At 70.2% G+C, this 26451-nt stretch carries 38 protein-coding genes and 1 tRNA gene; 18 read left to right on the forward strand and 21 right to left on the reverse strand.

The window, feature by feature from the left end; genetic code table 11:
- Nucleotides 1-18: 18 nt before the first annotated feature.
- From AC27IY_RS17395 to AC27IY_RS17410, 4 genes are read right to left on the reverse strand one after another with little or no spacing between them, the layout of a single operon-like run.
- Entirely contained in the window at nucleotides 19-495 is a 477-nt protein-coding gene (locus tag AC27IY_RS17395) for a universal stress protein (protein ID WP_423452123.1), read from the reverse strand.
- Nucleotides 496-507: 12 nt separating this feature from the next.
- Entirely contained in the window at nucleotides 508-744 is a 237-nt protein-coding gene (locus AC27IY_RS17400; protein ID WP_329588187.1) for a hypothetical protein, read from the reverse strand.
- On the reverse strand, nucleotides 741-1169 hold the full coding sequence (locus tag AC27IY_RS17405) for an SPW repeat protein (protein ID WP_423478328.1): 429 nt from the start codon (nucleotides 1167-1169) through the stop codon (nucleotides 741-743). Before AC27IY_RS17405 ends, AC27IY_RS17400 begins: the two co-directional genes overlap by 4 nt.
- Nucleotides 1166-2974 (reverse strand): MDR family MFS transporter, encoded by a 1809-nt coding sequence (locus AC27IY_RS17410; RefSeq protein ID WP_423478327.1) that lies wholly within the window; start codon nucleotides 2972-2974, stop codon nucleotides 1166-1168. The genes AC27IY_RS17405 and AC27IY_RS17410 overlap by 4 nt, the downstream gene beginning before the upstream one ends.
- A 109-nt stretch (nucleotides 2975-3083) precedes the next feature.
- Here AC27IY_RS17410 and AC27IY_RS17415 point away from each other — a divergent pair, with 109 nt between their 5' ends.
- The 3 genes from AC27IY_RS17415 (at nucleotide 3084) to AC27IY_RS17425 (ending at nucleotide 6202) form a co-directional block, all read left to right on the forward strand.
- Nucleotides 3084-3662 (forward strand): TetR/AcrR family transcriptional regulator, encoded by a 579-nt coding sequence (locus AC27IY_RS17415; protein ID WP_344213838.1) that lies wholly within the window; start codon nucleotides 3084-3086, stop codon nucleotides 3660-3662.
- Between the two features lie 138 nt (nucleotides 3663-3800).
- Complete coding sequence (locus tag AC27IY_RS17420; RefSeq protein ID WP_487178523.1) at nucleotides 3801-5114, forward strand: glycoside hydrolase family 6 protein; 1314 nt, start codon at nucleotides 3801-3803, stop codon at nucleotides 5112-5114.
- 107 nt (nucleotides 5115-5221) lie between these two features.
- Nucleotides 5222-6202, forward strand: a complete 981-nt coding sequence (locus AC27IY_RS17425; RefSeq protein ID WP_487178524.1) for an LLM class flavin-dependent oxidoreductase — start codon at nucleotides 5222-5224, stop codon at nucleotides 6200-6202.
- Nucleotides 6203-6210: 8 nt separating this feature from the next.
- On the opposite strand, the gene AC27IY_RS17430 is transcribed toward AC27IY_RS17425, so the two are convergent.
- From AC27IY_RS17430 to AC27IY_RS17495, 14 genes are all read right to left on the reverse strand, one after another.
- The gene (locus AC27IY_RS17430) at nucleotides 6211-6675 is read right to left on the reverse strand and encodes a hypothetical protein (protein ID WP_423478325.1); all 465 of its coding nucleotides are present in this window, start codon (nucleotides 6673-6675) and stop codon (nucleotides 6211-6213) included.
- Nucleotides 6659-7426: a PAS domain S-box protein gene (locus AC27IY_RS17435; protein ID WP_487178525.1), complete on the reverse strand. Its 768-nt coding sequence runs from the start codon at nucleotides 7424-7426 to the stop codon at nucleotides 6659-6661. Before AC27IY_RS17435 ends, AC27IY_RS17430 begins: the two co-directional genes overlap by 17 nt.
- Nucleotides 7427-7496: 70 nt before the next feature.
- Nucleotides 7497-7844 (reverse strand): hypothetical protein, encoded by a 348-nt coding sequence (locus tag AC27IY_RS17440; protein ID WP_487178526.1) that lies wholly within the window; start codon nucleotides 7842-7844, stop codon nucleotides 7497-7499.
- 89 nt (nucleotides 7845-7933) lie between these two features.
- Nucleotides 7934-9160, reverse strand: coding sequence for a vWA domain-containing protein (locus AC27IY_RS17445; protein ID WP_487178527.1), 1227 nt, complete (start codon nucleotides 9158-9160; stop codon nucleotides 7934-7936).
- On the reverse strand, nucleotides 9157-10365 hold the full coding sequence (locus tag AC27IY_RS17450; protein ID WP_487178528.1) for an AAA family ATPase: 1209 nt from the start codon (nucleotides 10363-10365) through the stop codon (nucleotides 9157-9159). Before AC27IY_RS17450 ends, AC27IY_RS17445 begins: the two co-directional genes overlap by 4 nt.
- A 55-nt stretch (nucleotides 10366-10420) precedes the next feature.
- On the reverse strand, nucleotides 10421-11716 hold the full coding sequence (locus AC27IY_RS17455) for a hypothetical protein (protein ID WP_487178529.1): 1296 nt from the start codon (nucleotides 11714-11716) through the stop codon (nucleotides 10421-10423).
- Nucleotides 11717-11774: 58 nt separating this feature from the next.
- The gene (locus tag AC27IY_RS17460; protein WP_487178530.1) at nucleotides 11775-12245 is read right to left on the reverse strand and encodes a hypothetical protein; all 471 of its coding nucleotides are present in this window, start codon (nucleotides 12243-12245) and stop codon (nucleotides 11775-11777) included.
- 112 nt (nucleotides 12246-12357) lie between these two features.
- Nucleotides 12358-12738 carry a hypothetical protein gene (locus AC27IY_RS17465; RefSeq protein WP_423478319.1) on the reverse strand — a complete coding sequence of 127 codons (381 nt, stop codon included), beginning with the start codon at nucleotides 12736-12738 and terminating at the stop codon, nucleotides 12358-12360.
- Between the two features lie 68 nt (nucleotides 12739-12806).
- Nucleotides 12807-12929, reverse strand: coding sequence for a hypothetical protein (locus tag AC27IY_RS17470; protein ID WP_487178531.1), 123 nt, complete (start codon nucleotides 12927-12929; stop codon nucleotides 12807-12809).
- A gap of 59 nt (nucleotides 12930-12988) precedes the next feature.
- Entirely contained in the window at nucleotides 12989-13213 is a 225-nt protein-coding gene (locus AC27IY_RS17475) for a hypothetical protein (protein ID WP_487178532.1), read from the reverse strand.
- Nucleotides 13210-14280, reverse strand: coding sequence for an EcsC family protein (locus AC27IY_RS17480; RefSeq protein ID WP_487178533.1), 1071 nt, complete (start codon nucleotides 14278-14280; stop codon nucleotides 13210-13212). The genes AC27IY_RS17475 and AC27IY_RS17480 overlap by 4 nt, the downstream gene beginning before the upstream one ends.
- 304 nt (nucleotides 14281-14584) lie before the next feature.
- Entirely contained in the window at nucleotides 14585-14878 is a 294-nt protein-coding gene (locus tag AC27IY_RS17485; protein ID WP_487178534.1) for a hypothetical protein, read from the reverse strand.
- A 101-nt stretch (nucleotides 14879-14979) separates the two neighbouring features.
- On the reverse strand, nucleotides 14980-15678 hold the full coding sequence (locus tag AC27IY_RS17490) for a class I SAM-dependent methyltransferase (RefSeq protein ID WP_487179110.1): 699 nt from the start codon (nucleotides 15676-15678) through the stop codon (nucleotides 14980-14982).
- 103 nt (nucleotides 15679-15781) lie between these two features.
- Entirely contained in the window at nucleotides 15782-16666 is an 885-nt protein-coding gene (locus tag AC27IY_RS17495) for a LysR family transcriptional regulator (protein WP_487178535.1), read from the reverse strand.
- An 80-nt stretch (nucleotides 16667-16746) separates the two neighbouring features.
- Here AC27IY_RS17495 and AC27IY_RS17500 point away from each other — a divergent pair, with 80 nt between their 5' ends.
- Together AC27IY_RS17500 and AC27IY_RS17505 are read left to right on the forward strand one after the other, a co-directional pair.
- Entirely contained in the window at nucleotides 16747-17223 is a 477-nt protein-coding gene (locus tag AC27IY_RS17500) for a cupin domain-containing protein (protein ID WP_487178536.1), read from the forward strand.
- Complete coding sequence (locus AC27IY_RS17505; RefSeq protein WP_364460891.1) at nucleotides 17220-17582, forward strand: DoxX family protein; 363 nt, start codon at nucleotides 17220-17222, stop codon at nucleotides 17580-17582. The genes AC27IY_RS17500 and AC27IY_RS17505 overlap by 4 nt, the downstream gene beginning before the upstream one ends.
- A gap of 39 nt (nucleotides 17583-17621) precedes the next feature.
- Here the strand turns inward: AC27IY_RS17505 and AC27IY_RS17510 are convergent, their stop codons facing one another.
- Nucleotides 17622-18971 (reverse strand): alpha/beta fold hydrolase, encoded by a 1350-nt coding sequence (locus AC27IY_RS17510; RefSeq protein WP_487178537.1) that lies wholly within the window; start codon nucleotides 18969-18971, stop codon nucleotides 17622-17624.
- A 226-nt stretch (nucleotides 18972-19197) separates the two neighbouring features.
- Between AC27IY_RS17510 and AC27IY_RS17515 the strand changes: the two genes are divergently transcribed.
- Nucleotides 19198-19803, forward strand: a complete 606-nt coding sequence (locus AC27IY_RS17515) for an SMI1/KNR4 family protein (RefSeq protein WP_487178538.1) — start codon at nucleotides 19198-19200, stop codon at nucleotides 19801-19803.
- Between the two features lie 82 nt (nucleotides 19804-19885).
- On the opposite strand, the gene AC27IY_RS17520 is transcribed toward AC27IY_RS17515, so the two are convergent.
- Nucleotides 19886-19958, reverse strand: a tRNA-Arg gene (locus AC27IY_RS17520).
- Between the two features lie 192 nt (nucleotides 19959-20150).
- On the opposite strand from AC27IY_RS17520, the gene AC27IY_RS17525 reads away from it, so the two are divergent.
- Both AC27IY_RS17525 and AC27IY_RS17530 read left to right on the forward strand, forming a co-directional pair.
- The gene (locus AC27IY_RS17525) at nucleotides 20151-21188 is read left to right on the forward strand and encodes a tyrosine-type recombinase/integrase (RefSeq protein ID WP_487178539.1); all 1038 of its coding nucleotides are present in this window, start codon (nucleotides 20151-20153) and stop codon (nucleotides 21186-21188) included.
- 777 nt (nucleotides 21189-21965) lie between these two features.
- Complete coding sequence (locus AC27IY_RS17530) at nucleotides 21966-22334, forward strand: hypothetical protein (protein WP_487178540.1); 369 nt, start codon at nucleotides 21966-21968, stop codon at nucleotides 22332-22334.
- Here AC27IY_RS17530 and AC27IY_RS17535 read toward each other — a convergent pair.
- A complete protein-coding gene (locus tag AC27IY_RS17535) occupies nucleotides 22331-22858 on the reverse strand; it encodes a hypothetical protein (RefSeq protein ID WP_487178541.1) in 528 nt (175 codons plus the stop codon). The genes AC27IY_RS17530 and AC27IY_RS17535 overlap by 4 nt on opposite strands.
- Before the next feature lie 161 nt (nucleotides 22859-23019).
- Between AC27IY_RS17535 and AC27IY_RS17540 the strand changes: the two genes are divergently transcribed.
- Genes AC27IY_RS17540 through AC27IY_RS17585 form a run of 10 tightly spaced genes read left to right on the forward strand, consistent with a single transcriptional unit; the run spans nucleotide 23020 to nucleotide 26451 of the window.
- Nucleotides 23020-23262 carry a hypothetical protein gene (locus AC27IY_RS17540; RefSeq protein ID WP_487178542.1) on the forward strand — a complete coding sequence of 81 codons (243 nt, stop codon included), beginning with the start codon at nucleotides 23020-23022 and terminating at the stop codon, nucleotides 23260-23262.
- Complete coding sequence (locus AC27IY_RS17545; protein WP_487178543.1) at nucleotides 23262-23558, forward strand: hypothetical protein; 297 nt, start codon at nucleotides 23262-23264, stop codon at nucleotides 23556-23558. Before AC27IY_RS17540 ends, AC27IY_RS17545 begins: the two co-directional genes overlap by 1 nt.
- A gap of 14 nt (nucleotides 23559-23572) precedes the next feature.
- Nucleotides 23573-23776, forward strand: a complete 204-nt coding sequence (locus AC27IY_RS17550; RefSeq protein WP_487178544.1) for a BldC family transcriptional regulator — start codon at nucleotides 23573-23575, stop codon at nucleotides 23774-23776.
- On the forward strand, nucleotides 23773-24027 hold the full coding sequence (locus AC27IY_RS17555) for a hypothetical protein (protein ID WP_487178545.1): 255 nt from the start codon (nucleotides 23773-23775) through the stop codon (nucleotides 24025-24027). The genes AC27IY_RS17550 and AC27IY_RS17555 overlap by 4 nt, the downstream gene beginning before the upstream one ends.
- Nucleotides 24024-24383, forward strand: a complete 360-nt coding sequence (locus AC27IY_RS17560; protein WP_487178546.1) for a hypothetical protein — start codon at nucleotides 24024-24026, stop codon at nucleotides 24381-24383. The genes AC27IY_RS17555 and AC27IY_RS17560 overlap by 4 nt, the downstream gene beginning before the upstream one ends.
- Nucleotides 24380-24646 carry a hypothetical protein gene (locus AC27IY_RS17565; protein ID WP_487178547.1) on the forward strand — a complete coding sequence of 89 codons (267 nt, stop codon included), beginning with the start codon at nucleotides 24380-24382 and terminating at the stop codon, nucleotides 24644-24646. The genes AC27IY_RS17560 and AC27IY_RS17565 overlap by 4 nt, the downstream gene beginning before the upstream one ends.
- Nucleotides 24643-25044: a hypothetical protein gene (locus AC27IY_RS17570; RefSeq protein ID WP_487178548.1), complete on the forward strand. Its 402-nt coding sequence runs from the start codon at nucleotides 24643-24645 to the stop codon at nucleotides 25042-25044. The genes AC27IY_RS17565 and AC27IY_RS17570 overlap by 4 nt, the downstream gene beginning before the upstream one ends.
- Nucleotides 25045-25058: 14 nt before the next feature.
- Nucleotides 25059-25256, forward strand: coding sequence for a helix-turn-helix domain-containing protein (locus AC27IY_RS17575; RefSeq protein WP_487178550.1), 198 nt, complete (start codon nucleotides 25059-25061; stop codon nucleotides 25254-25256).
- Nucleotides 25253-25621, forward strand: coding sequence for a hypothetical protein (locus AC27IY_RS17580; RefSeq protein WP_487178551.1), 369 nt, complete (start codon nucleotides 25253-25255; stop codon nucleotides 25619-25621). Before AC27IY_RS17575 ends, AC27IY_RS17580 begins: the two co-directional genes overlap by 4 nt.
- A complete protein-coding gene (locus AC27IY_RS17585) occupies nucleotides 25618-26451 on the forward strand; it encodes a DUF2303 family protein (RefSeq protein WP_487178552.1) in 834 nt (277 codons plus the stop codon). The genes AC27IY_RS17580 and AC27IY_RS17585 overlap by 4 nt, the downstream gene beginning before the upstream one ends.

Genomic DNA, 26451 nt, shown 5'->3' on the forward strand with positions numbered 1-26451 from the left:
ATGCGACGTCTTGCCAGGTCAGGGGACTATCAGCACAGTACGGCGAGCCCGTTTCGCCAGCGCGCCCGCCACCGACCCGAACAGGGAGTGCCGCGAGCGGCCCACCACGATGGCGTCGGCCATGTAGGAGCCGGCCAGTGCTTCCAGCTCGCGGGCCGCGTCGCCCCGGACGCTGACGAACCGCCACGGCACGCCGCTGCCCCTCAGCTCGTCCTTGAGGTCCTCCGTGAGGTCGGCCGCCGAGTCGGGGATGATGGGCGAGCCGGCGAAGAACCACAGGCTCGCGCTGTTCAGCGCCTCGACGAAGACGACGAGCAGCGAGGCGTTGTCCCTGCGGGCCAGGCCGGCCGCGTACGCGAGCGCGTTGCGACTCGGCCCGGACCCGTCGAACCCCACCACCAGCAGGCCCGCGCCGTCCTTGCCGATCTCGAACGCCCCGTCGGGGAGCCGGCCTGCCAGCGGCTCCCAGCGGGGGTCGACGTCACCGCCGGACACGGCGCTCTCGCGTCAGCTCTCGGCGTGCTTGCCGCGGCGCGCCAGCTCGCGCAGCGCGTCGGCGGCGTAGACGACGAGGGCGACGAACGCGATGCCGATGAGGCCGCCGCCGACCCACAGGTCGTTGACGGTCGCGTCGGCGTACTCGGCGCCCCTCGGCTGGTAGCCGACCGCGAACGGGGCCGCGACCAGCCACAGGCCGCCCAGGAACAGCACGACCAGGGCGCCTACGCCCAGCTTCGCCTTCATCGGTTCTCCTCCATTCCGACCAGGGTGGTCCTGCCGTTCTGCCGGTGCTCGCCGCCGGCGCGGTCGGTCCGGTTCATGTCCTCGCGAAGGGCCTCGACGAGCGGGGCGAGCAGGGCCGCCAGCTCGGCCGAGGACGCCTGCGGCGGCGCGGCCGGGACGATCTCGGGCTCGGGCTCGACCCGGCGCGGCTTCACGACCACGGCGCCGCGCACGACCAGCTCCTCGTAGATGGCGAGGGCGAAGCTGATCGCGCCGGCGAGCCCCACGACGGCCACGCCGAGACCGGTCCAGAACTCGGAGGTGGTGATGTCGGTCCAGTCACGGTTCTCCGGCTGGCTGCCGAGGGCCCAGGGGGCGATCATCAGCCACAGCCCGGCCAGCACGGCCAGGGTGGAGGCGACGGCGCCCACGAACTTGCGAATCATTGGGGGATTCCTCCTGTGACGAGGTCTTTCTGGGCCGGCGTGGCCTGCGCGAGCAGCGCGCGCGAGGTCGGGCGCAGCACGGTCTGCGCCACCGATCTGGCGCGCTCGCGTTCGGACCTGGCGTCCTCGGGCGCCATCCTGGCGACCGCGGTGAGCAGCGCGGACGGCTCGCCGTTGGACCGCTCGACCCGCTGGGCGACGAGCTCCAGCAGCAGCCCGGCGAGGACGAGGTCGTCCTTGCTGAGCGGCTGCGGCTCGGCGGGCGGCATGGTGGAGCCGCGCAGCGGCAGCTCCTTGAGGAAGAGCGTGGCGACGAAACCGAGCAGCGCGATGGGCACGCCCACGATGAACACGGTCTCCAGGCCGCGGGTGAACGCCTCCAGCACGATGTTCTTGAGCGGACCCGGCAGCGCCTGGATGGCGTCCGGACTGCCGAGCTTGATGTCCCCGCCGCCGCGGACCTTGATCCCGGCCTCCGCGATCAGCGTGGCCATCTCGTCCTTGAGCCGGCCCGTCAGGATGGCGCCGAACGCGGCCACGCCGACGGCGCCGCCCAGCGAGCGGAAGAACGACACACCGGACGTGGTCGAGGCCATGTCCCGCAGCTCGGAGCCGTTCTGTGCGGCGAGGATGAGCATCTGCATGGAAAGGCCCAGCCCGACGCCGAGCACGGCGACGTCGAAGCCGATGAGCCATTCGCTGGAGTCGACGTGCAGCCGCGACAGCATGAACAGCCCGATGGCCACGATGAGCAGGCCGGCGACGGGGAAGATCTTCCACTTGCCGGTGTTGGTGACGATCTTGCCGGAGATGACGCCGGACAGGAACAGCGCCACGACCATGGGCAGCGTCATCAGGCCGGAGTTCGTCGGGCTCATGCCCTTGACGATCTGCAGGTACTGGGGCAGGTAGATCATCGCGCCGAACATCGCCATGCCGACGAAGAGCGAGGCGAGGCTGGTCAGCACGAACGTCGGGTTACGGAACAGCCGAGGCGGCAGGATCGGGTTCCTGGCCGTCCGCTCGGACAGCACCGACAGCGCCAGCATGAGCAGGGCCGTCGCAGCCAGGAAGTACGTCCAGAACGAGTTCCACGCGAACTCGTTGCCGCCGAGCGTGAGCAGCAGCATGAGCGCGCTCGCGCTGGCCGTGATGGTGGTCGCGCCCCAGATGTCGATGGAGGTGTTGCGCTTGACCGGCGGCAGCCGCAGCACCTTCTGGATGACGACGAACGCCACCGCCGCGAACGGCACCACCACGTAGAAGCACCAGCGCCAGCCGAGCCAGTCGGCGTCCACGATGAACCCGCCGAGCAGCGGTCCGGCGACCGTCGAGATGCCGAAGACCGCTCCCATGTAGCCGGAGTACCGGCCACGCTCGCGGGGCGAGACGATGTCCCCCAGGATCACCTGGGACAGCGCCGACAAACCACCCACACCCAGGCCCTGCACGGCACGGGCGGCGATGAGCTGTCCCATGTCCTGCGAGAGGCCCGCCACCAAGGACGCCGACACGAACAGTCCCAGCGCCGTCTGGAAGAGCAGCTTGCGCCCGAACAGGTCGGACAGCTTGCCCCACAACGGCGTGGAGACCGTCATCGTCAGCATGGTGGCGCTGGCCACCCATGAGTACTGGTCCTGACCGCCGAGCTCCCCCACGATCGTCGGCAGAGCCGTGCCCACCACCGAGGTCGAGATCATCGACGTGAGCATCGCGAGCATCAGCCCGGACATGACCTCGAGGATCTCGCGGTGGGTGTAGGTCCGCTTCGCGGGGGGAGCTGCGGCGTGAGCTTGGGCTACCAAGACACCACATCCCCTTCATACCGTTTTTACCCGACGCGAGTATACGCATGTTTACTAGCCGCGCGGCAAGCGGGGGTCAGCACACCCTCACGTGAGTAGAGTGCGGAACATGGAGGCCCAGGTGACCGAGAGCCAGGCGACCGAGAGCAGGCCGCGCGGGCGCGAGGCCACGCGCGAGCGCATCCTGCAGGCGGCGCGCACGCTGTTCGGGGAGCAGGGATACGAGCAGGTGACGGTCCGCATGATCGCTGCCGCCGCCGACGCGAACATCGCGCTGGTCGGCCGCTACTTCGGCTCCAAGGCCGGGCTGTTCGCCGCGGTCCTGGAGGGCGAGCCCACCATCGACTGGCTGCTCGAAGGCGGGCGCGCGGAGCTGCCGCGCCGGCTGGCCGAGTACGCCGCCGAGCGCATGCGCCGCCCCCCGGACAGCCCGATCCTGCGTGCGCTCGAACGTTCGGCCCGTCATCCCGAGATCGTGGACGTGGGCCGCGAACGCCTGATCACCGCGGTGCTCCAGCCGTTGCAGGCCCGGCTGGGCGGCGGCCCCGACGCGCTGGCGCGGGCCCGCATGGCCACCGCCGTCGTCCTCGGCGTGGGCGCCACGCGCCGCCGCCTCGGCCCCTCGGTCCCCACGGAGCGCGACGTGGACCGGCTCACGGCGGTCTTCCGCGCCTGCCTGGAGGAGTGAAAGTTTCACCTTTCGCGCCCCGTCTGGCCTGCGGAGACGTGCCCGCGATCGGTCGGAGGTCTTTGAGGCGGCGAGAACGGCTACCTAGCATCCGTGGTGCCGGTGGGAGCGCTCCCACACAACCAACGGAGTGATCGCATGTCTCGCAGAAGGCCCGTGCTCGCGGCGTTCCTCACGGCGGCCGCCATGGCCGCGGCCGGGGCGGTCGTCATGTCCTCGTCCACCGCCCAGGCCGCCGACTCCGCTTTCTACGTCGACCCCCAGACCAACGCCGCCAAGTGGGTGGCCGCCAACCCGGGCGACAGCCGCACCCCCGTCATCAGGGACCGCGTCGCCGCCGTGCCGCAGGGCCGCTGGTTCGCCAGCTACAACCCGTCCACCGTGCGCAGCCAGGTCGACGCCTACGTCGGCGCCGCCGCCTCGGCCGGCAAGGTCCCCATCATGGTCGTGTACGCCATGCCCAACCGCGACTGCGGCGGCGCGAGCGCCGGCGGCGCCCCCGACCACTCCTCCTACCGGTCCTGGATCGACCAGATCGCGCTCGGCCTGGCCGGCCGCCCGGCCACCGTCATCCTGGAGCCCGACGCCCTGGCCATCATGACCAACTGCATGAACGCCTCCGAGCAGGCCCAGGTCAAGGCGTCCATGGCGTACGCGGGCAAGAAGCTGCGCGGCCAGGCCAAGGTCTACTTCGACATCGGCCACGACGCCTGGCTGTCGGCCTCCGAGGCCGCCTCCCGGCTCAACGGCGCCGACGTCGCGAACAGCGCCGACGGCATCGCGCTCAACACCTCCAACTACCGCTCGACGCCCGGCCTGGTGTCGTACGCGAAGAGCGTGATCTCCGCGACCGGCGTCTCCCGGCTCAAGGCCGTCATCGACACCAGCCGCAACGGCAACGGCCCGTCCGGGAGCGAGTGGTGTGACCCGGGCGGCCGCGCCACCGGCACCTGGAGCACCACGAACACCGGCGACTCCGCGATCGACGCCTTCCTCTGGGTCAAGCCGCCCGGCGAGGCGGACGGGTGCATCGCGGCGGCCGGGCAGTTCGTGCCGCAGCGGGCGTACGACCTCGCCATGGCGGCCCCGCCGCCCACGGACGGGCCGACCCCGACCGTGACCCCCACAGACACTCCCACCAACGGCCCCTCCGGCTGCACCGCCACGTACCGGATCGCCAGCCAGTGGCAGGGCGGCTACCAGGGTGAGGTCGCCGTCAAGAACACCGGCTCGTCGGCGATCTCCGGCTGGCGGGTGGGCTTCACGCTGCCGAACGGCCAGACCATCACCCAGCTCTGGAACGGCAACCTCTCCGGCTCCAGCGCCGTCACCGTGACCAACCTGTCCTGGAACGGCAGCCTGTCCGCCGGCGCCGGGACGACGTTCGGCTTCCTGGTCAACTCCAGCGGCCAGAACACCACCCCGTCGCAGGTGACCTGCACCGCGTCCTGACCGTCGCCCCGCCGGGCCCCACGCCTCGGGGCCCGGCGGGCGGCTGAAATATCCGCGCCCTCGTCGCTGTTGCAGAAAGCCAGATCATCGACGAAAGGCGCGTACCCATGGCTTTGCCGCTGTCCATCCTCGATCTGGCGCACATCGGCGACGGCGAGACGGCCGCGGACAGCTTCGCCGCCAGCGTCACCCTGGCGCAGCGCGCGGAGGAGCTGGGCTACCGCCGCGTCTGGTACGCCGAGCACCACAACATGGACAGCATCGCCTCCTCGGCGACCAGCGTGCTCATCGCCCACATCGCCGCTCACACCCGGACGATCCGCCTCGGCGCGGGCGGCGTCATGCTCCCGAACCACTCGCCGCTGACGATCGCCGAGCAGTTCGGCACCCTGGAGACCCTGCACCCGGGCCGCATCGACCTCGGCCTCGGCCGCGCCCCCGGCAGCGACCAGAACACCATGCGCGCCCTGCGCCGCACCCCGTCGTCCGCCGACACGTTCCCGCAGGACGTGCTGGAGCTCCAGGGCTACCTGACCGGCGAGACCCGCATCCCCGGCGTCCACGCCACCCCGGGCAAGGGCACGAACGTGCCGCTGTACATCCTCGGCTCCTCCCTGTTCGGGGCGCAGCTCGCCGCCATGCTCGGGCTGCCGTACGCCTTCGCCTCGCACTTCGCCCCGGCGGCGCTGGAGGAGGCGGTCACCGTCTACCGCACCGAGTTCAAGCCGTCCGCGCAGCTCGACCGGCCGTACGTGATCGCCGCGCTCAACGTCATCGCCGCCGACACCGGCGAGGAGGCGCGCGAGCAGTTCCTGGAGGCCAAGCGGCTGCGGGTGAGCAGGTTCCTCGGGCGGGGCCGTACGTTCACGCCGGAGGAGGCGGACATGATCCTCGAATCGCCCGCCGGGCAGCAGCTCCTGCAGATGATGAAGTACACGGCGGTCGGCGACCAGGCCGAGGTCAAGGAGTATGTGGACCGCTTCGCCGAGCACGCGCGCGCCGACGAGCTGATCGTCGCCTTCTCCGCCCCCGACCGGAAGCTGTGGCTGCGTTCTGCCGAGCTGCTGGCGCAGGCGTACGGGCTCTGACCCCTTTCTCAGTCCTCCGGGCGCGGGCGCTGGAGGTTGACCGCGTAGGGGCCGGTGGCCTCCGAGATCGGCGCGGGCGTCAGCCCGGCCGCGACGAGCTGCGTGCGCAGCGCGACGACCGTGCGCTCCAGGGCGCGGATCTGCGCCTGAAGGCGGCGGATGTGGTCGCGCATCGCGGTGGAGCTGCTCTGCTCGGCCAGCAGGTCGGCGCCGAGCCGCGTCGCCTGGCTCTGCACGCGCTCCATCTGCCGCTCCATCTGGCTCAGCGCGTCCTCGTAGATGATCTTCGCGCGGGTGAACGCCTCCGCGTCCACTTTGGAACGCTCCAGCTCCGCCTGCCGCTCGGCCTGCATCAACGCGGTCTGCTGGGTCTTCCTGTTGGCGTCCGTCGCGGACTTGAACGCGAGGTAGGCCACCCCGAGGGGGACCACCCCGATGGCGATCTGGGTGAGCACGTCAGCGATCCCGGACACCACGGCCTCCTCCCAAGGCCCGGATCACGCCGGTGTAGGTGATGCCGTCGTCGGTGTGCCAGGCGTTGACCGTCAGCGAGATCGGGAACTCGGTGCCGTCGCGGCGCAGCCCCATCAGCGGGATGACCTCGCCGGAAAGGTCGGATCTGCCCTTGGCGCGGACCCGGGCCAGCCCCTCGTCGTGCCGCGCCCGGTAGCGGTCGGGCATGAGCACCGTCAGCGGGCGGCCGACGGCCTCGTCCGTGCTCCAGCCGAACATCCTCTTGGCCTGCGGGTTCCACGACAGGATGGTGCCGGCGTCGTCGGCGACGACGATGGCGGCCCCGCCGGACGTCGGCACCCGGGTCAGGTGCGCCGCCTCCGGCCAGGTGGCGATGAGCGCGATCCAGCCGCCGAAGGCCAGCCAGACCGCCCCCGTCACCCAGCCGCGCGGGTTCTGCCCGGTGATGGTGGAGGACAGGAAGATCAGGCCGTACATCAGCAGCAGGGCGGTGGCCGCGGCGAAGGCGATCCTGTCGGACCGCATGAACGTCTGCACCAGGCACAGCACGCCGACCGCGAACCAGGCGGCGGCCCAGACGGACAGCGGGGCGAGCCCGGCCAGGATCGTGAAGGCGGGCATGGTGCGCTGCTCGGGCTCGGCGAACACCAGCGAAGCGCCGATCACCAGGCTGAGCAGCCCGACGAAGACCAGCGACGCCCCGCGCCGCCCGATTCTGCGCACCAGTCGCGCCGCCAGGTCGTCACCCACAGTGGTGATACTAATCCAGATAGTTAGCAATGGGATGGCATGATTTACCTTTCGGCTTTCCAATTTCCGTCTAGGTTGTCCTTAACCTGTCGGCCCGCCGGACGATCGGCACATAACCGCCCCTGGTCCGGCCGGCCGCCGCGAGCCCCGCCCAGTCGTGCGCGACGTCCCGCCGGTCCACCACCGCGATCACCGCACCGCCGGCCCGCTCCACGTGGCCGAGCCAGGCGAAACGCCCGTCGGCCTCGTCGAGGTGCGTGATCCCCTCCACCAGGAGCCGGAACCTCCCCGGCCCCTCGACCAGGGCGAAGGTCACGCCGGGCGTGAGCACGAAGCCCGAACACGTCGCCGGCCTGCCGTCGCCGACCAGCCGGAACCGGGGAAGCTGGACGACGGGCGCGGCCGCTCTGAGCACCATCGTGGGCACGGCGCCGCCGAGACAACAGGCATCCTCGCGCGGGACACAGGCGGGCACTCCCCGAGTATGCCAGCTCCGTGTCCGCCCGCTCACGCTGCGTCGATCGCCACCACGCGGGCCCAGGCGGGCGGCCGGTCCGGCACGTAGCCGGGGTCGTCCTCGCGCCACGACGCCCGCCGCTCCCGGGGGAACAGCCCCACCACCGTCCGGCAGGCCGGCCGCTCCTCCGGCCACGGGGTCTGCCCGTCGGTGAGCACCACCACGACGTCCGGCCGCGGCTCGATCCTGAGGGCCCGCGCGAACCCCCGGCGCAGGTCCGTCCCGCCGCCGCCCACCAGCGCGAGCCCTTCGGCCCGGCACAGCGGCTGCACCACCCCGGCCGCCGCGTCGCACGACACCACGCTCACCAGGTCGCGCCGCCCGCCCACCGCGCGGACGATCGCCGCGACCTCCAGCAGCGCGCTGCCCAGCTCGGCGTCGCTGACCGACCCCGACGTGTCGACGACCACGGCGACCCGCGGCGGCCGGCGCCGAAGACTCGGCAGGACGACGCCGGGCAGCGCGGCCGAGCGCCGCGCCGGCCGGCCGTAGGTGTAGTCGTCGCCCGCCCCGGGGCCGGAGGCGGCCGCGCGGATCGCCGCCCCGAGCAGCTCCCGCCACGGCTGGGGCGGATGGAACGCCTCCTCGGCCCACCGCCGCCACCCCTTCGGCACGCTCCCCGGACGGGCGGCGATGCCCTGGGCGACCCGGAAGCGTACGGCGTCCCGTTCCTGCTCGCTGAGCCCGTCCGCGCCGTCCGGCCCGAGGTCCCAGTCCCGGTCCAGCCCGTCGGCGCCGCTGCCGCAGTCCAGCCAGGCCAGGTCCTGCGTGTACGGCCCCAGCCGGAACATGCGCAGGTAGTCCTCCATCAGCTCGCCCTCGGGGAGCCCCAGGTCGGCCGGCTTGGCGGCGCCGTCCGGGCGGGCCAGCCCGTCGCCGTACACGTCGTCGTTGATCTCCAGGTCGGCGGCGATGTTCATGCGCAGCCGCTCGCCCGGCCCGGTGAGCCCCCGCTCGGCCGCGACCCGGTCGCCGCGCCCGTGGTGGTCGCGCAGCAGGTGGGAGACCTCATGGACCCAGACCGCCGCCAGCTCCTCGACCGGGGTCGTCGCGACGAACGCCGGCGAGACATAGCAGCGCCAGTGCCGGTCCACGGCCATCGTCGGCACCCGCCGCGACTCGACCACGTGCAGCGCGTACAGCGCCGTCGCCAGATAGGGGCGGGCGCGGGCGGCGTACAGCCGGGCGGCGAACACCTTCTCCCGCGTGTCCGTCATCCGCCCTGCCTCCATTCGCTCTGCCTCGCCGCCACCCGGGCCTCGGCCAGGTCCGCCTGCCTGCTCAGGGACACCACGCCGGCGAGCCTGTCGATCGACGCGGGGACGTCCCAGCCCGCCCGCCGCAGCGCCGCGAGCGTGGACGCCGGCACCACGACCAGATCCGGCGGCCCGCTCTCCAGCGCCCGGCCCAGAACCGCCCACGCCGCGTCCCACCGCGGCTGGTCCGGACGTCTCCGCACCGCCTCCACCACGCCGTCGAGCACGGCCTGCCGCAGGTCACCGCGCTCCGGCAGCTCCGCCCCCGCGGGGTCCGCCAGCAGCGTCTCGGGGTCCGGCAGGTCCATCCGGTCCATCGAGGCCAGCAGCTCCAGCCCGGGGCCGTCCCCGACCGTGCCCCTGACCAGCATGGACAGCACCTCGCGCGACGTGCCCGCCGCCGTGGCGAAGGCGACCAGGCGCAGCGCCATGTCCCAGCTCCGTGGCGAGGGCCAGGGGCCGCCACGGCGGGCCTCGTTCTGGGGGAGCTGGTGCACGAGGGCGGGACGGGCGGCGAGCAGCCCGCACACCGCCCGCCTGGCGAACGCCACCGCCTCCGCCAGCCGCGCCGGGTCGAGCCGCGGCAGGGACGCCCGTGGCCAGGTTCCGGCGAGGCCGCGTACCACGACGTCGTGATCGTGAGCCCACCGCAGGTGCACGAACCGGTTGGCGAGCGGCGGGCTGAGCTCCCAGCCGTCGGCGGCCGACGAGCGCGGGTTGGCCGCCGCCACGATCCGTACGCCCGGCGGCAGCCGCAGGGCGCCGACCCGCCGTTCCAGCACGAGCCGCAGCAGCGCGGCCTGGACGGCCGGCGGCGCGGTGGACAGCTCGTCCAGGAAGAGCAGCCCCCGCCCCTCCCGCGCGAGGTGCACCGCCCAGTCCGGCGGGGCCATCGGGACGCCCTGCGTGGCGGGATCGTCCCCGACCACCGGCAGGCCGGAGAAGTCGGACGGCTCGTGCACGCTGGCGATCACCGTCGTCAGCGGCAGGTCGAGGGAGTCGGCGAGCTGTGTCAGTGCGGCGGTCTTGCCGATGCCCGGCTCGCCCCAGAGCAGCACCGGCAGGTCGGCCGCCACGGTCAGGGCCAGCGCCTCCAGCTGCGGGTCGGCGCGGGGTTCCGTGGTGGTGTCGTGGAGGAGGGCGAGCAGGTCGGCAGCGACGTCCATGGACAGGGGGATCACCTTTGAAGGTCTCGATGGGCGGGCCGCGGCGGCCCGGGGATCAGCGCGTACGCCGGTGGGAACGGGCGGGCCTGGGCCTCTGGGGACGGCGGGCGGGGACGGGCCCGAGCTCGTCCAGCTCCGCCCGGAACAGCCCATGAGCCACCCGACGCCGGGCCGCCCGCTCCAGCTCGTCCCGCAGCGGGCCGTCGGGCAGCGAGGCGCCCGGCCCGAGCAGCCGCTCGACGACGGCCAGCGCCCCGGCGACGTCGCCGTGCTCCAGCCGTCCCCGTACGTCGTCGAGCGAGCTCGGATCGCGGTGCGCCAGCTCGATCGCCGCCAGGCAGGGCAGCGGGGTGCCGCCCAGCGCTGCCAGCAGCTCCTCGCGGCGTACCTCGTCGGCCGAGTGATCGAGTGGCACGAGCACCCCGTCCACGAGCCCGACGCGATGCAGGGCATCACGGCACCGGACCAGCTGCATGCCGCTTTCCGTGGGCTTCGGGTAACTCGTCACCGTGTGTCCGGGGACGAGCGCCGCCGCGACCAGCGGATGCAGCCGATCGGCCTCGATCAGTCCCGCCCGCAGCAGCGCCAGGTCAGGCAGCACCCACGTCGCCGCGTCCGGCAACATCGGCAGCCCGGCACCGCCGCCTGTCGTGATGCGGAGCTCCGGCGCCGACAGGTCCAGCAACAGCCGCCGCCGCCCGCCGAGCCGCACGACGACCGCGTCACCGTCCTGCCCGTCCTGCCCGTCCTGCCCGTCCTGCCTGTCCGCCCGCAGCAGCAGCCGCGCCTCGTCCGGCCACCGATCCACGGCGCACCCGCCCGGCCCCCCGGCGCCCGACCGCGTCCGTAGCTCATGCACCCTGCGTACGTCCCACAGGTGACGATGCAGGTCGAGCCGGAAGCACCGATGGGGCCGCGGATGCGGATGCCCGCGTGCCCCGGGCCGGTCGGCGTCCCACAGCTCCAGGCCGAACCGCTGCCCCGCCGCCGCCCGGACCGGCGGCGTACGCGCCACGAGCCGCAGCCCGGGCGCGTACCTCGCGAGCGCGACGGTCAGCCCAGGCCGCAGCAGACCGTCGGGCGCCACCCGCGGCATGTGCCAGCGCAGCAGCTCAGGAGCCAGATGCCGGAGATCATCCCGTACGCGGGCCGCGACCTCGTGCCCATGAACGCGGGCCACGGAACGCAGGTCGAGATCGACGTCCACGCGCGCCGCGGCGCACGCCCCCGCCCAGTCGCCGACGGCACGGCGGGCGGTCGCACGTTCGATCATGGTGGGCGGCACGGCGAACTCGCGCACGCGCAGCCAGAGAAGAAGGCGAGAATCCTCGTCCGCGATCATGGAGCGCATCAGCACTCACCTTGCGCGAACGGGACCCCCAATCTGCTGAAAGAGAGGTTCATCCCGATCAGGATATAGCCACGGCCCCCGTCTCGATCAAGCCCGAATCCGTCCACAATCCCAGAGCGACCTCGACGTGCCGTACGACCTGCAACAACTCCCACGACTGGAGCCGCGACTCGACCTCCCTGATCCGTCCCACGAGAGCATCACGTTGCCCGGCCGTCGCCCGAAGGCATTCCTCAACGCATTCAACGAGCTCCGCCGGCATCAACTCACTCGGACGACGCTCACGCCAGAACCACAACGCGAAAAGAGCGGCTTCGCGAGGAGCGCCGTACCAGTAGAAACGCGCCTGAACATTCGGATCGATTTCCCCCGCCCCCGGCACCCGCCGACCACGTTTCTTGGCCTCCAGCCGCCTCGCCGCATAATCCCGCACCGCGACCTGCCGAGCCGCCCGACTGGCCTCGACCAGCTCCAACGCCCGCAACAGCGCCGACTCCTCCCGCTGGAACCGGCCCGCTTCGGCCTCCAAATAGCCCAGGGTCGCCCGAAATCCGAGCGGCCTGTACAACTGCACGCAGGAACGCAAAGCCGACACCCGCCACCGAAAAGGCAGAGCAGGATCACGCACCCTGCGGGCGTGATTACCGAAGCTCACGGGGCTTGTCGAACCACCGCCCGGCCGAGGGCAACAAGAGCAGAACGACCACCACCCAGCCGAAACTGTTTCCGACGACCGCCGACCGCCAGTCGACGGTGGAATAGAGGACCATGTCCACGACCTCGACGCCGACCGGCACCACCTGCATGGCGACGAGCGACCAGCGCAGGTAGATCCGGCGACTGTTCCACCGGCTGAGCAGCCATCCGAGAAGGGCCGTGCTTCCCGCGACGAACGCCAGTCCGAGCAGGTACACCCAAACAAAGCTCGAGAAGAAAAGAGCCAGGAAGAGCCCGGAGCCCACCAGGCCGAATGCCACCTGGATCGTGATGAGAATACGAGCCGCCTTGAGGGTGACCGGCATGGGGGGTGCCTCAACGGAATTCGCCACAGCGCCATTCTCCCGGACGGAGGAACCTTCTGGCGATGCCATCAATGCAGCGGAACGTACGGTTCCCACATCACAACGAGCACCACCACCACCGCGAGCGCAACGTCCTGCATCACCACGACCCCGTGACGCCGCCGCCTCCAGGCGACGACGGCGATGACCACCAGGGCCACTGTTCACGGGCAAAGCCTGCCACCAGGACAGACACCTGAAGGGGGACTACTCAGCGGTCCCTACGACACTTCCTGGTCGAGACATGCCTCGTGGCATTGGTCGCTTCGTTGGCGACCGGAAGGATTTCCTCGGCGGCCAGCGCGTATCCGCGGTCCGGGTCATCCTTCGCCATCGCGACCATCATTCCGCCGACCGTGCCGTCTTCGACGATCAGCGGGGCACCACTCACACCCGTGCTCATGGGACCGGAGACCGCGAACATCATCCTGCTCACATCGTCTCCACGGCAGTCGGGGCGTACCCGGACTCCTCCTCGCCGGCGAAGACCTCATCGGCGATGACCTCGGCAAGGAGGTCGTCGATCTCGACCGCCGTCGCATCCACGACTGTGGTGGGTTCCGCGGCCTCGGCCGCCGACATCGGCTCGGTGAGCCATTCCTCCCACGACAGCCCGTGCTTCTCCACCAGATAGCGGGCGCGGTAGAGCCGCGTCGCGTCGTCGATGGCCGAGTAGAGCATGTTGAAGCTGAGCCCTGCGGTGAGGATGCCGCCGGCGATCGGCACGATGTTGGCGAGCCGCGCCTTGGTGAGCCTCAGCCCGAGCAGCTTGAAGATCTGCAGGATGACCTGGACGAGAGGCTCCCTGCTCAACTGCTTCCATGTCGCGCGGCGCATCATCATCTGGGTGAGGCGCGACAGGCTCGCGAGAGCAGCCGTCCTGCTCGCGGACGACGACGCCATGCTGTAGTTCAGGACCCCCATCAGGAACAACTCCTCTTCGGGTTCCCGAGGGTCGTAGCCGTAGTGGACGGCGACCTCGGCGACGGCGCGGCCGAGGAGAGCCAGCGAGATCACCGTGTCCGACGCCACCGCCACGACCGCGACCCCGGCTGTCGTGCCGCCGCTCACCGTCGTGCTGACCGTGGCTCCGGTCACCACGACGGAGGCGACGCCGGATTGGAGCACCCCGATGAACGGAATGGTCACCGTGGGCCGGCCTTTGTCGAGGTCCTTGAGATCGAGCGACTTGAACGGCGACTCCGCGCCCAGATCCTGGTGCCTGCGACGCAGTTTCTCGACGCGTTTCTCCAGCGATGCCGAACGCACCGCGGGCAAGAAGACGGCCTTGAAGCCGCCCTCCAGCGCCTTGACCATGGTCTCGTCACCGAGGTCCATGACCTTCACCGCGCCGGGGACCTTCCTGATCTGCTCGCCGGCACGCTTGGTGACGAGTGCCACCTTGCCGGCCGCGCGTGCTCGTAAGCTGTTGCGGCGCTTCCGCTCGGTGTCGAGCAAGGTGGACCAGGCCCGGGTCTCGTAGTCGGACATGTCTTCCCGCATCCACGCCCCTCACGGAATCGTTGGAACCGCCCAAGCTGACAGCAGGTCGTGGCGGATGAGCGGCTCGCTCACGCCGTCATCCCAGCACAACCGAGTCCGCCGACTGGCTGTAACGCTATAAATTCCTACGATCGCAATCCGTGATCGGGCATCGGCTCGCGAACCGCCCTCTCACGCGCGAGGAGAGAAAAGGCCCGCTCCAGGGGCATTTGGGAGCGGGCCTTGCTGCTGCTGTGTGCGGCGAGGGCAAGGCAGGTGGCACGAGATTCCTGACGAGGCTGATCACTGCCCAGTGAGCCTTTGATCAGGGAATGTAAACCTCGTAGTAGTAACCCGCCCGCCAAACGCCACCTCCGCGGAACCAGTGACAGCCGACGAGCGCGGTGTATTGACCGTTCTGCGCAGCGTCCTCGAAGGCGACTTCGCAGTCGGCCAGGGTCGAGTAGGGGCCTTGCAGGTACCAGTCCGGCGTCGGCCAGCCCGCGGTGGCCACGGCCGTGCTGGTCTGGGTGCCGGCGAAGGCAGGTGCGGCGCCGGCCAGGATGCCGGCGCCCAGCGCCACGGCGAATACAGCGGAATGTAATCGGCGGATCCGCATTATGGATGCTCCTCGCATTCGGGAAGGAGAACACCTTCAGGTGATCACCGGCCATGAGCACCGTCAAGACCTGTAGTCAATGCGGCATCTCCCGCCACTGGTCATAGCAGTACGGCCTCGATGAGAAAACGGTGGTTACGAACGGTGAATTCACCCTGCGAACAGATGCGCTCATGGAGGCTCTGTAGCGGCCCCTCATAGCGTTCGTGATCGAAGTCGGGAATCTGCCACGGGACGGCTCGCAGGTGGAAGATCACGGCACCTATGTCATGGAAGACATAGTCGATCATCTCTTCGCGAGCATCCAGGACGTGAAATCCGTAGTGGCGAAGGCGATCCACTGCGACGGCCGGCGTCCATGCCTCTGGATCGGGGAGAGGCGCGCCAAGGGCGATGTTCAGCTCCAGATCATTCCTGGTGCCGACTTGTTGGGTGAGAAGCCGGCCGCCGGGGGTGAGAACTCGGGCGACCTCGGCAGCGTTCAACGCCCCGTGCCTGTTGAGCACGAGATCGAAGGTGGCCTCGCTCACGGGGATGGCATCCGCTGTACCGCCGAGCACGGTGGCGTTGAGCGGTCGAAGCCGCTCGGCGGCGATGGCGATGTTCGGCCGCCATGCTTCCATCGCCACAGTGTGACGAGGCAGTGGAGCTAGGGAAGCCAGCACTTCACCGCCGCCGGTGTCCAGGTCGAGCAGCCGCGGTGCCGCCGAGAGAAGTGCTGAGGCCCGCTCGGTGTATCGCCATGATGGGCTCCCGCCACTCGTTCTGCCGCGTAACCAGCTGAAGTCCCAGCCGAGCAGGGGGCGTACAGGGCTTGTTCGACAAGTTCGTCGTAGCTGAGCATCTGGTCACGCTAATGAGGCCCGAGGAGACCAGCTACTGGATTCGGGTCGGACGGGTTGCTCAGCTCCGTTCCGTGAACAACTCAGTGGAGGCTCCGTCGCGATAGGCGGCGACCGCGAGCCGGACGAACGAGCGGATCAGCGGATTCGTGTCGCCCTCGTTCCACGCCACCACCGCGCGGCTCGGCGGCATGTCGACCAGCGGCACCACGGCGAGCCCGTCCGCCTGCGGGTGGTTCAGGAGGGTCATGCCGATCGTGCCGTTCCAGAGAACGGCCTGCCTGCATTCCTGGACGGCCCGCACCACCGGGCCCTCCCGAGGCGTCCCTCCGTTCCAGTACGACTGCCAGACGGGGTCCGTGCCCTCCGGGAACAGGAACCAGCGGCGGTCGGCCAGATCGGCCAGCTTCACGCTTTCCCGGCCGGCCAGTGGATCGTCCGCGCGCACCAGGGCGCCCACCGGGTCGGCGCGCAACTCCCGTACGGTCAGTCCGGTCTCGTCGAACGGTCCGCGGGTCAGGGCCACGTCGACCAGCCCGGCGTGCAGGCCGCAGGTGGGATCGGTCAGGTCGGTCTCGCGGATGCGGACCTCGACCTGCGGGTGGAGCCGACGGTAGGCGTCGGCCAGCCGGGCCGCGGCCGGGTCGGAGGTGTCCCCCAGGAGACCCACCGTGATGGCCGCGGTGCCGGCCGCCGCGGCCACGCGTACGCGCAACCGGTCGGCCTGGTCGAGCAGGGCCCGCGCCTCGTCCAGCAGCACGGCCCCCACCGGGGTGAGCGAGACGCCGGAGGGCGAGCGGTCGAACAGCGCGGCGCCGACCTCGTTCTCCAGCTGCTTGATCGCCCGGCTGAGCGGCGGCTGACTCATGTGCAGCCGGGCGGCGGCCCGGCCGAAGTGGAGTTCGTCGGCGACCGCCACGAAGTAGCGCAGCGTGCGTAGCTCCATGGTGCGACGATACCCGTACGGTATCGGCGGCACAGAACAGATCTTGGACAGTAGCAGTGCGCCGGCGGTGGGATCGGGACATGACCGATCGACCCACACCCGTATCGGTGGTCGGCCCGGACGACGGCGAGACGATCGTCCTGGGCACCACGCGACTGCGCATCCTCGAAGACGGCAGCAACACCGGGCACCGCCTCGGAATCGCCGAGTCCGTCCTCGCGCCGCACACGCCCGGACCGCCGCAGCACCGGCACGCCCGGCACGACGAGGGCTTCTACGTCATCTCCGGCGTGGTGCGGTTCACGGTCGGCGACGAGGACCACGACGCGACGGCGGGGACGCTCGTGATGGTCCCGCCCGGAGCCCCGCACACCTTCGCCAACGTGACCGACGAACCGGCCGTCATGCTCAGCACGTTCACGCCCGATCTGTACGTGCAGTACTTCCGCGACCTGAAGGACATGATCGCCGGCGGCCGGGCGATGACGCCGCAGGCCAACATCGAGACGATGCGCCGCTACGCCACCGAGCCCGCCACTCCTGGATGGGCGCCGTGAACGTCGCGTACTGGATCGTCGCCGGCCTGCTCGCCCTCTTCTACCTCTACGCGGGCGGGATGAAGGTGGTCAGGAGCCGCGAACGGCTCCGGCCGATGATGGCCTGGGTGGACGACACGCCGATGCCGGCCGTCAGGGGCATCGGCGTGATCGAGGTGCTCGGCGCGATCGGGCTGATCCTTCCGCCGCTGACCCGCATCGCGTCCTGGCTGGCCCTGGCCGCGGCCATCGGCTTCGTGGTCCTCCAGATCGGCGCGACCGCCCTGCACCTGAGACGCGGAGACCGCCAGATCGCCCTCAACATCACCCTTCTCCTCGCTGCGGCTCTCACTGCCTGGCTGGCGACGACATGGCTGTGAACAGGCGTGCCGCGTCACATCCCTCCCGTCCGGGGTGTGTCACGGCGGACCTTCGTAGTCAGCCGGTGGCGTGTCGGCGGTGTACGGGACAAGAGGCAGGGACCGGTCGGCAAGGAACGCGGTGATGGCCTTCGGCACCAACGCGTGGCCCCCTTGGTAGACGTTGTGACCGGCGCCGACCAGGTAGATCAGGCGTGAGTTCGGCAGCAGATCGCGGTACGTCACCGCGGACCTCCAGGACAGATAGTCACACGAGCCCTTGACGATCAAGGTCGGAGTGGGCAGGCCGGCCAGCGCCGGACGGGGGTCGCTCGGCGGCGGGGCGGTCGCTGACTGCGGATACTGCATCGCGTAGAAGCCCGTTCCCCGTACCGGCGGCCGGTCCGGGAGAGTCGCGCCCCGGCAGTACAACGCAGGCTCGCTGAGTTCCACCACCATGTCGTTGACGGCGTCGGCCTCGGCGTCAGGCAGGAAGGCGTGCGCAGCCCGCGGGTTGACCTGCAACAACAGATAGCTCAGCAACGAGCGGGGGGCGAGCAGACGGGCGTACAGCCGCACCTTCTGATCGCTGTCGAGGCGACTGCTGACGAGATCGCCGCTGTGATCGTCGGGATCCGCCGCTCCCGGAGAGGTCAACACCAGCTTGGAGACGCGGTCCGGGTGCGCGGCCAGGTAGCGCGCGGCGATCTCGCCGCCGTAGGAGTGGCCGATCAGGATCACCCTGTCCAGACCGAGCCGGCTGCGCAGACCCTCCAGGTCGGCTACCGCACGCTCGCGGGTGTAGCCGCGCGGATCGGCCAGCCGAGTCGAGCCGTCGGTGCCGAGTTGCGCATAGAGGTAGACGTCGAACCCCTGGTCGGCGAGGAAGGCGAACGCCTCGGCGTTGTCCCGCAGCTCGGGCACTCCTGGACCGCCGTGCACCACGATGATCGGTGGACGGCTCGCCGCCGCCCGTACCGGCAGCTTGATCACGGTGAGCCGGGATCCCGTGGACACCTGAACCGTCATGGCACCGGGCACGGACATGGACGATGAGGGCACAGGCTGCGGCGTCGACACGGCCCAGGCGAACACCGCTCCCGGCAGGAGCGAGCCTGCCGCGAACACCGTCCACCGCGCCGCTCGCCGCCGTTCCGGCGGCACTCGCCAGGCCGCGACCACCACCGCACCGCTGTAGCCGATCACCAGGAACGCTCCCACGCCCGCGATCATGAACAGCGCCGGCGTCGCTGTGATCGTCGCGACCGCGAACAGCGCGGCCGTACCGCCTGCCGCAGCCACCAGGGTCACGGCGGCCGCGGCCAGACATGTCACCACCCGCGACCGCCGCGGGCTCGCGAGCGGGGGTTGTCGCTCCGCGCCGGCGCCCTGTGTCGCTTCCGGAGACATGGAGGCAGGTAAACACGGCACAGGCGCATCACGCCCCCGGGAAACACCTGAATGGTCCCCTTGCCGGACCCTGAGAACGCCGTAGGGGTACGGGAGCTTGGTCGGACGGTGAGGCGGCGATCGGCCGCCATGTGCCGCAGCCGCCTGCTCTTCGCCCCCGTTAGCCTGTGCGTGTTGACCCTTCACCCGGGAGAAGCCATTGCGATCAGACATCAGCCTGGATGAAATGGCTGCTGAACTGTCCCGGCTCGCTGATCTCTCGACGGCTGTTCCGCTGCCGGAATCCGAGGTCGTGGCCCTGGAGAAAGTGATCGGCGCGCCGCTTCCTGACGAGTTCCGGTCGTTCCTGCTGCGTTTCGGCCGGGGAGTTTCGCCCGGCCACTTGCTCGACCTGCGTTGGATCGTGGAAGAGACCCAATGGGAGCGTGAGTGTTTCCAGGAGGAACCTGAGGTGGCTGCCTACCCTTGGGAGCCCTTCCTGGTGACTCGGGATGATGTGCGGCAACTGCGGCGCCTCGCCGCCGATGGGGCGGATCCCACCCTGTGGATGGACAAGCCCGCGCCTGGAACCATGTTCCTGTGCAGCCACGGGTGCTCGTGGATCAGCATGCTCGCCATGAACGGCGAGTACGCCGGCACCGTCTGGCTCACCGAGTGGGGCGAGGCGAAGGGCATGTACTGGTGGCCATCGGCTCCCTGGAGGGATGTCGAGCCGTCGGGCCGTCTGCATGGAGGCTGGAGCGAGCCGGTGCCGTTCCTGGACTGGTACATGCGCTGGACCCAGCGGCTCGTCAGCCGACGTCGGCGCTCGCGGCAGCCGGACTTGCCCTGATGGCAGAGACGTTCAGGCTGCCTTCAGTAGACACACAAAGGCCCGCTCCCAGGAACCCCTGGTAGCGGGCCTTGCTGCTGTGCGCGGCCGAGAGGACTCGAACCCCTAACCTTCTGATCCGTAGTCAGATGCTCTATCCATTGAGCTACGGCCGCTCGCTTTTGCCGCCCTGACCTGCCGGTCTTGGCGACACCCAGAAGACTACCAGACTCGTACGGTGCTTATAGCCCGTCTGATCGCAGCCCCCAGCTTGCCCGGACGGGACAAGATGAATCACAATGAAGCATCGCGATACACGGGGAGCATCGAGCGGCATGTAGCTCCGGAGAACGAAAGGGTTCTGGCGCGTGTCCAACGTCATCGAATTCAACCCGGAGCGACGCACCCGGCGACGAACCAGCGCGGCCAGCCGCGCCATTCCCGTCCCGCGCGGAGCCCACCTGCAACAGTGCCTGGAATCGTGGGAGCTCGCGCTGCGCTCCGGCAACAAGTCCGCGAAGACGCTCCGCTCCTATATAGACGTCGCGTCCACCTTCATTACCTATCTGCAGGACAACTCCCTGCCGTGTGACGCCGAGGGAGTCCAATCCGAGCACGTGCGGGCGTTCATCGTCCGCGAGATTCACCGCACCAGCCCGGCGTCGGCGGACGTCGCCTTCCGCAACCTGAGAGTGTGGTGGAACTGGCTGTGCTCCGACGAGATCGGCGAGCGCACCAGCCCATCCCCGGTGCTCAAGTCGGACCGGCCGAACGTGCCGGCCAAGGTCCGCCAATACATCTCCGAAACCGAGCAGCTGCGCATCCTCGCCACCACCAACTCGAAGTCCTTCGAGGACCGCCGCGACCGGGCGCTGCTGGAGATCCTCTACGACTCCGGGCCGCGCGCGTCCGGCATCATGGGCGTCCGCTACACGCCGCGCGAGCCGTCGACCAACGACGTCGACCTGCGCGGCCGGCGGCTACGGATCCGGTTGAAGGGCGGCGACGAGCATTGGCTGCCGCTCGGCAACACCGCCGCCCAGGCCCTCGACCGCTACCTGCGGGCCAGAAGCGCCCACAGCAAGGCTCAGAGCTCGCCGTGGCTGTGGCTGGGCATCCAGGGCCGCAACACCTCGCACATGACCGCTGAGGGGCTTCGGGACATGCTGGGGCGCCGCTCCGAGCTGGCCGGGATCGGCAGGAAGGTGACGCCGCACGACTACCGGGGGACGGCAACGCACGAGCTGCTGAAGTCGGGCGCCGGCAAGGAGGCCGTGCAGCGGGTGCTGGGCTGGAAGACGGCCGAGATGGTCGATCACTACTCGGATGCGCTCGCCGACGAGCGGGCGCGGGAGATCCACGCCCGCCATTCGCCGGCGGATCGTCTGTCGGCCGGGAGGCGATGACGGATCGGTGACGGATCCGTCATGGCCGGGATTCGCGGCCTGGCCTGCGCGGATGCGGTCGTACGTTCCGGGGTTGTGACGGATGACAGGTTTTCCCGCATTCCCGCCCTTACGCGGGCGCGTATGCGCGCGTGCGTCACGCGGGCGCGCACGATACGGGGGAACGCAGCGGAATCTGTCATCTGTCACAGCCTTGGACGCCAATTACGTGTTTCGGCAGGTCAGAAAGCATCTCCCGGCTGTGACGGATCTGTCATGGCCGGAATGGACCCGTCACGCGAGCAGTGGTTTGTCCTCGGGAAGAGAAGAATCGGCCTTTGTGTGCGAATGGGGGGTGACTTACAGCGGTTGATTAGTTACGATGCGAGTCCGAACCTGTTAAGGCGCGAGGCAGGACCCCCAGCACCCGCACGGCGGTGGGGCACCCGGCCTCCCAGGCAACGGCGCTCCTTGCCCGCCGTGCGGGCCCTGCGGGCATCGGCCTCGGTGGTGCGAGGCCGAAACCCGCACCGGGCTAACCGAGCCGATAGGTTTCCCTGCCGGGGCAGGGAAACGCGCCGCCCGAAAAAGCCGGACATTGTTCTCATTGCGGGTTATGCGCATCGGTTGCAGCCGTCACGTACATGAATGACACTCGCGTGTCAAGACGGTTACTTTTCGCCCGTTTGTATCTTCAACTTTCGGATCGGTCCATATACAGTGGCGGGGCCGCTGCCTGGGAATCACGGCAAAAGGCCCCAACAGCGCCGTTGGGGCCGATGGGGGAAGGACCCGGAATTGGCACGACGCACCCGACGCACCCTCGTCTCGGCCTTCGCGATCGCCGGCACGTGCACTCTGTGGGCGGTAACGGTCATCACCGCCGTCACCGGGGTCGGCTCCGACCGGCTCCACCTGACGCTCCTCACCGGGAGCCTGGTGGCCGTCATCATCACCCTGGCCATCGCCGGGATGATGGTCTACGACACGAGAACCCGTGTCGTCTCGGGAGAAGTCCAGGACGCGGTCCGGAGCGGATTCGACGAGATCCACGAAGTCATTGACGTGATCCGCCAGGACCGGGCCACGATCGCCGCTGCACGCACACTCACCGCCGAGCTGATCGCCGCGAAGGCGGCGTCCAAGCAGGGCCAGCACGCCGCCTAGGAGTCCTTGCGGTAGGTGGTCAGGAATTCGAGCGTGAGGACCGGGCCGTCGTCGTCGACGGCGACGGCCTGGTCCTGGCGGCCCGTCGTCTGAAGTTCTGCCTCGGTGGCGAGGCCGGTGATGACGAGCATGTCGCCCAGGGTGCGGTCGGCTTCGATGCCGGCCTTGCGCAGGATGTCGAGCTGGCGGCCGGTGGCGGCGCGCTGAAAATCCTTGGCTTGCACGAGGATGCGGCGGCTGTCGCGCAGGACGATGATGCCGGGGTCGCCGTGTTCCTCGCCGTAGCTGGCGAGCCGCATCGCTTCGTCGTAGTCCATGCCGATCACGTCGGCGATCTTTTTCACGGTTCTCGCGATGGGCCGTTTGCCTTGGCTGGCGAGCCGGTTGTAGCTCATGCGGCTGATACCTATTCGTGCTGTCCAGTCCACGAGGCTGGCGCCTTCGGCTACTCGTGCGCGTTCGGCGGCGGCCCAGAGGGGGCGGCCCGGCGGCGTCGTGTCGTCGTGTCGTCCCTGCTCCGTCATGTACCGCATTGAATCACGGTGGCTCAAAACAGGTCTAGTCAGGGGTTGTAAAACCTCACCGCATCGCCATGTCTCCCGTTGTAGCGTCTTGTATTCTCTGGACCGCCGATGTACCGTCTTGGCTCGTAATGAACCATTCCCTAGACGGTGTGGAGGCGCCCATGGGCGACGAGCAAACCCCGCTCACCCCGCTCACCCTCGACGACGTGTGCCGGGTGCTGCAGGTCAGCCGCTCCACCGCCAAGCGCATGCTGGTCGGCGGGCAGCTGTCGGGCGTCAAGCGGCACGACTGCGGCACCGTGTGCGGTGCTCCGCTCGCCTGCAAGCAGGGCCGGTGGGAGTTCACCCGCGCCAACGTGGACGCCGCCAGGCAGGCTCTCGCGCTCTCCGAGACGGGGCGTTGATGGCCAGCCCGGAGCGGCGCACGGCCGCCGCCAGGATCGCCGTCCACACGTCGTGGGCGCGGACCGCCGACCGGTCCGCCCGCACCGCTCCCGCCACCGCCGCCTCCCCGGTCTCCCTCGCCTACTGGGAGTCCCGGCTGCGGGCGGAGGGCGTGGTGCGCGAGCAGGACATCCCGAAGGCGGCCGCGAACGCGCGCTCCGCCGAGATGCGGCGCCGCGCGCTGGCTTCGGCCGCTGCCCGCCGCCGCAACAGAACCGCCAAGCAGGAGGCCGCCGCCCAGGCGGCCTCCGCCTGACCAGGAGGAAACCCATGTCCGACAACACCGCGCAGGGCGCCGTCCAGGAGGACCGGCTGCTGACGCGCATCGAGGTGGCGCGCATGTTCGGCGTCGACACCAAGACCGTCACCCGGTGGGCGCAGGCCGGCAAGCTGCCGGCCGCCCACCGCACCGCGGGCGGGCACCGCCGCTACCGCGAGTCCGACGTCCGCACCCTCATGCGAGGCGAGTCGTGAAATTCGCCGACCTGCGCCCGGGCCACCTCGCGCGCATTCCGACCGTGCACGCCAAGCCGGGCGAGCTGCCGCCGGTCGTCCGCGTCGAGTCCGTCCCGGACGCGTGCGAGGACGCCACGTGCGGCTGCTGGCGGCTCGACTCGCAAGACATCGAGACCGGCCAGCCGAGGCCCTACCACCGCAACCCCGCATTCCCCGTCACCGTCATCACCCCTGCCGTGTCGGAGGCTGGCCCGAAGGAGGCGGCGTGATCGGACACGCGCACATCGAGGCGTTGCGCGAGCAGGTGGCGCGCGCCCAGCGGGAGCTCGTCGGCTGGGAGCAGCTGCTCGCGCACGCCGAGCGGGCCGGTTCGGGGGCGGTGATGCCGGACCCGGTGATGCCGGCCGGGCAGCCGTGGCCGCTTCCCGCCCCGGAGCCGTGGCAGCCGCCCGCCGAGCCGGTCGGCGGCCGCAACCCGTACGAGACGTCGGTGCTGCCGCCGATCGACGGCAGCGAGCTGCCGCACAACCAGGAGGCGGCGCTCGGCACCATCACGTCCGAGCACGACGCGTACGCCCAGACGCCGAAGGGGCAGGACGAGCAGCGCAAGTGGGAGGCATCGTGATCGACGCGATCATGCTCTCGATCGTCGCCGCGTCCGCGGCAGGGCTCGCCTTCGCCGCGCTCCGCCGCGGCTGGCAACTGCACGCCGGCGTAGCCTTCCTCGCCTTCGCCTTCCTGGCCGCGTTCGCCGCGTGCGCCGCCTTCGGCGCGCTCGACACGCTCCCCGGCTGGATGCACGCCGGGATGACCGGCGTCGGCATCCTGCTGGGCGCGGTCACGATCGACGTGTCCCGGGCCAAGAAGCACGACAAGGCGGCGCGGTGAGCCTCCTGTCGGCGGCGCCCGGCCTGCGCCGGTGGACGCTCACCCTCCCCGCCGGGCTGGAACTGCTCAACACGAACCAGAGGCCGCACTGGAGGGTCCGCGCCGAGCGCACCAAGAAGCTGCGCGAGGCCGCCGCCTGGGAGGCGCGCAAGGCGGCGGTGCCGCAGCTGGGGCGGGCGCACATCATCGGCGAGTTCCGGCCGCCCAACCGGCGGCGGCGCGACGTCGCCAACCTGTACCCCTCGTTCAAGGCGTGCGTCGACGGGCTGGTGGACGCGCTCGTTCTGCCGGACGACGACGACACGCATCTGCTCGGCCCGGACATGCGGCTCGGCGAGCTCGCCGCCGCCGCCCAGCTCGTGCTGCACATCACCGAACTCCCCGAGACGGCCCGATGAAGCAGCCTCACCCGGTGTTCCGGCAGCTCGCTGAGATCCGCCGTGGCAAGGGCCTTAGCCAGGCCGTGCTGGCCCGTCGCCTGTTCCTGAATCACCACACGGTCAGCCAGCGCGAAACCGGCTACAGCGTCCCGGATCTCGTGGAGACCGATCGTCACGCCCGCGAGCTCGGATACCAGCTCGCCCTCATCCCCCTGGAAGGAACCGAATGACAGACAACGAGCCCGGCCGCACGCGGCCCTTCGCCGACGTGCTCCGCGACATCCGCGCCGGGCAGGTCGCCGACGACGCCGCCACCGCGATGCAGCAGCTCGTCGCCGCGGTCCGCGAGCACGGCAAGAAGGGCACCCTCACGCTCACCATCACGGTCGAGCCGATGAAGGGCAACGAGGACGCCCTCGCCGTGTCCGGTGACGTCATCTCCAAGGCCCCGAAGGCGGCGCCGAAGGCCGCCATCTTTTTCGCCGACAACGACGGCAACCTGCTGCGCGACGACCCGCGCCAGGTCGCTCTGCCCGGCCTGCGCCGGGTCGACCTCGACACCGACAACTCCCAGCCGAAGGACCTCGCGAAGTGACCATCCGTACGGAGAACGACTCCCTCATCGAAGCCCTGACCACCTCGGCGCTCGCCGAGGAGCTGGAGCCGGGCTGCTTCTACGCGTTCAAGCACAACGACAAGGTGACGCTCGTCGACCTGCTCGACCGGAACCTCGCCAGACCGCGCCGCAAGACCGGCCGCGTCGTCGTCGAGGACGCCGCGTCCTTCGTCCACTACTACAAGAAGCACGCCGACAGCAGCTCCGAGGTGTTCGTCGACGTCGACGCCGGCCGGATCACCGCCGTCCTCGACGCCCACGAGCCGACCCCGGACGAGGGGCTGGACCGGGACGAGTCCGCCCGGTGGGGCGACCACGAACTCATCCTGGTGATGCACACCACGGACGCCTGGAAGCGGTGGACGGGCATCGACCGGCGCATGCTCGCGCAGGAGGCGTTCGCCGACTTCATCGACGACAACCGCGTCAACATCGTCAAGCCCAGCGCGGCGGACATGTTGGAGCTGGTGCAACACTTCCAGACGAAGACGCAGGTGACGTTCAACAGCGCCGCGGTGCTCGCGAACGGCAACCGGCGCCTGGTCTTCACCGAGGAGACCACCGCCGGCGCGGGCGCCAAGCAGCAAATCGAAGTGCCCGGAACGCTGACCCTCGCGCTCACTCCGTTCGACGACTCCGAGCCGTACGAGGTGAGCGCGAGGTTCCGCTACCGGATCCCCGGCGGGCACCTGCAGATGGGCATCGTCCTCGACAACGCCGACGACGTGCGCAAGGACGCCGTCAAGCAGGTCGTGGCGAAGCTCCAGGAGAAGCTGGGCATCGTCATCATGCGGGGCACGTCGGAATGA

It is taken from the genome of Nonomuraea sp. B208 (genome assembly GCF_057536035.1).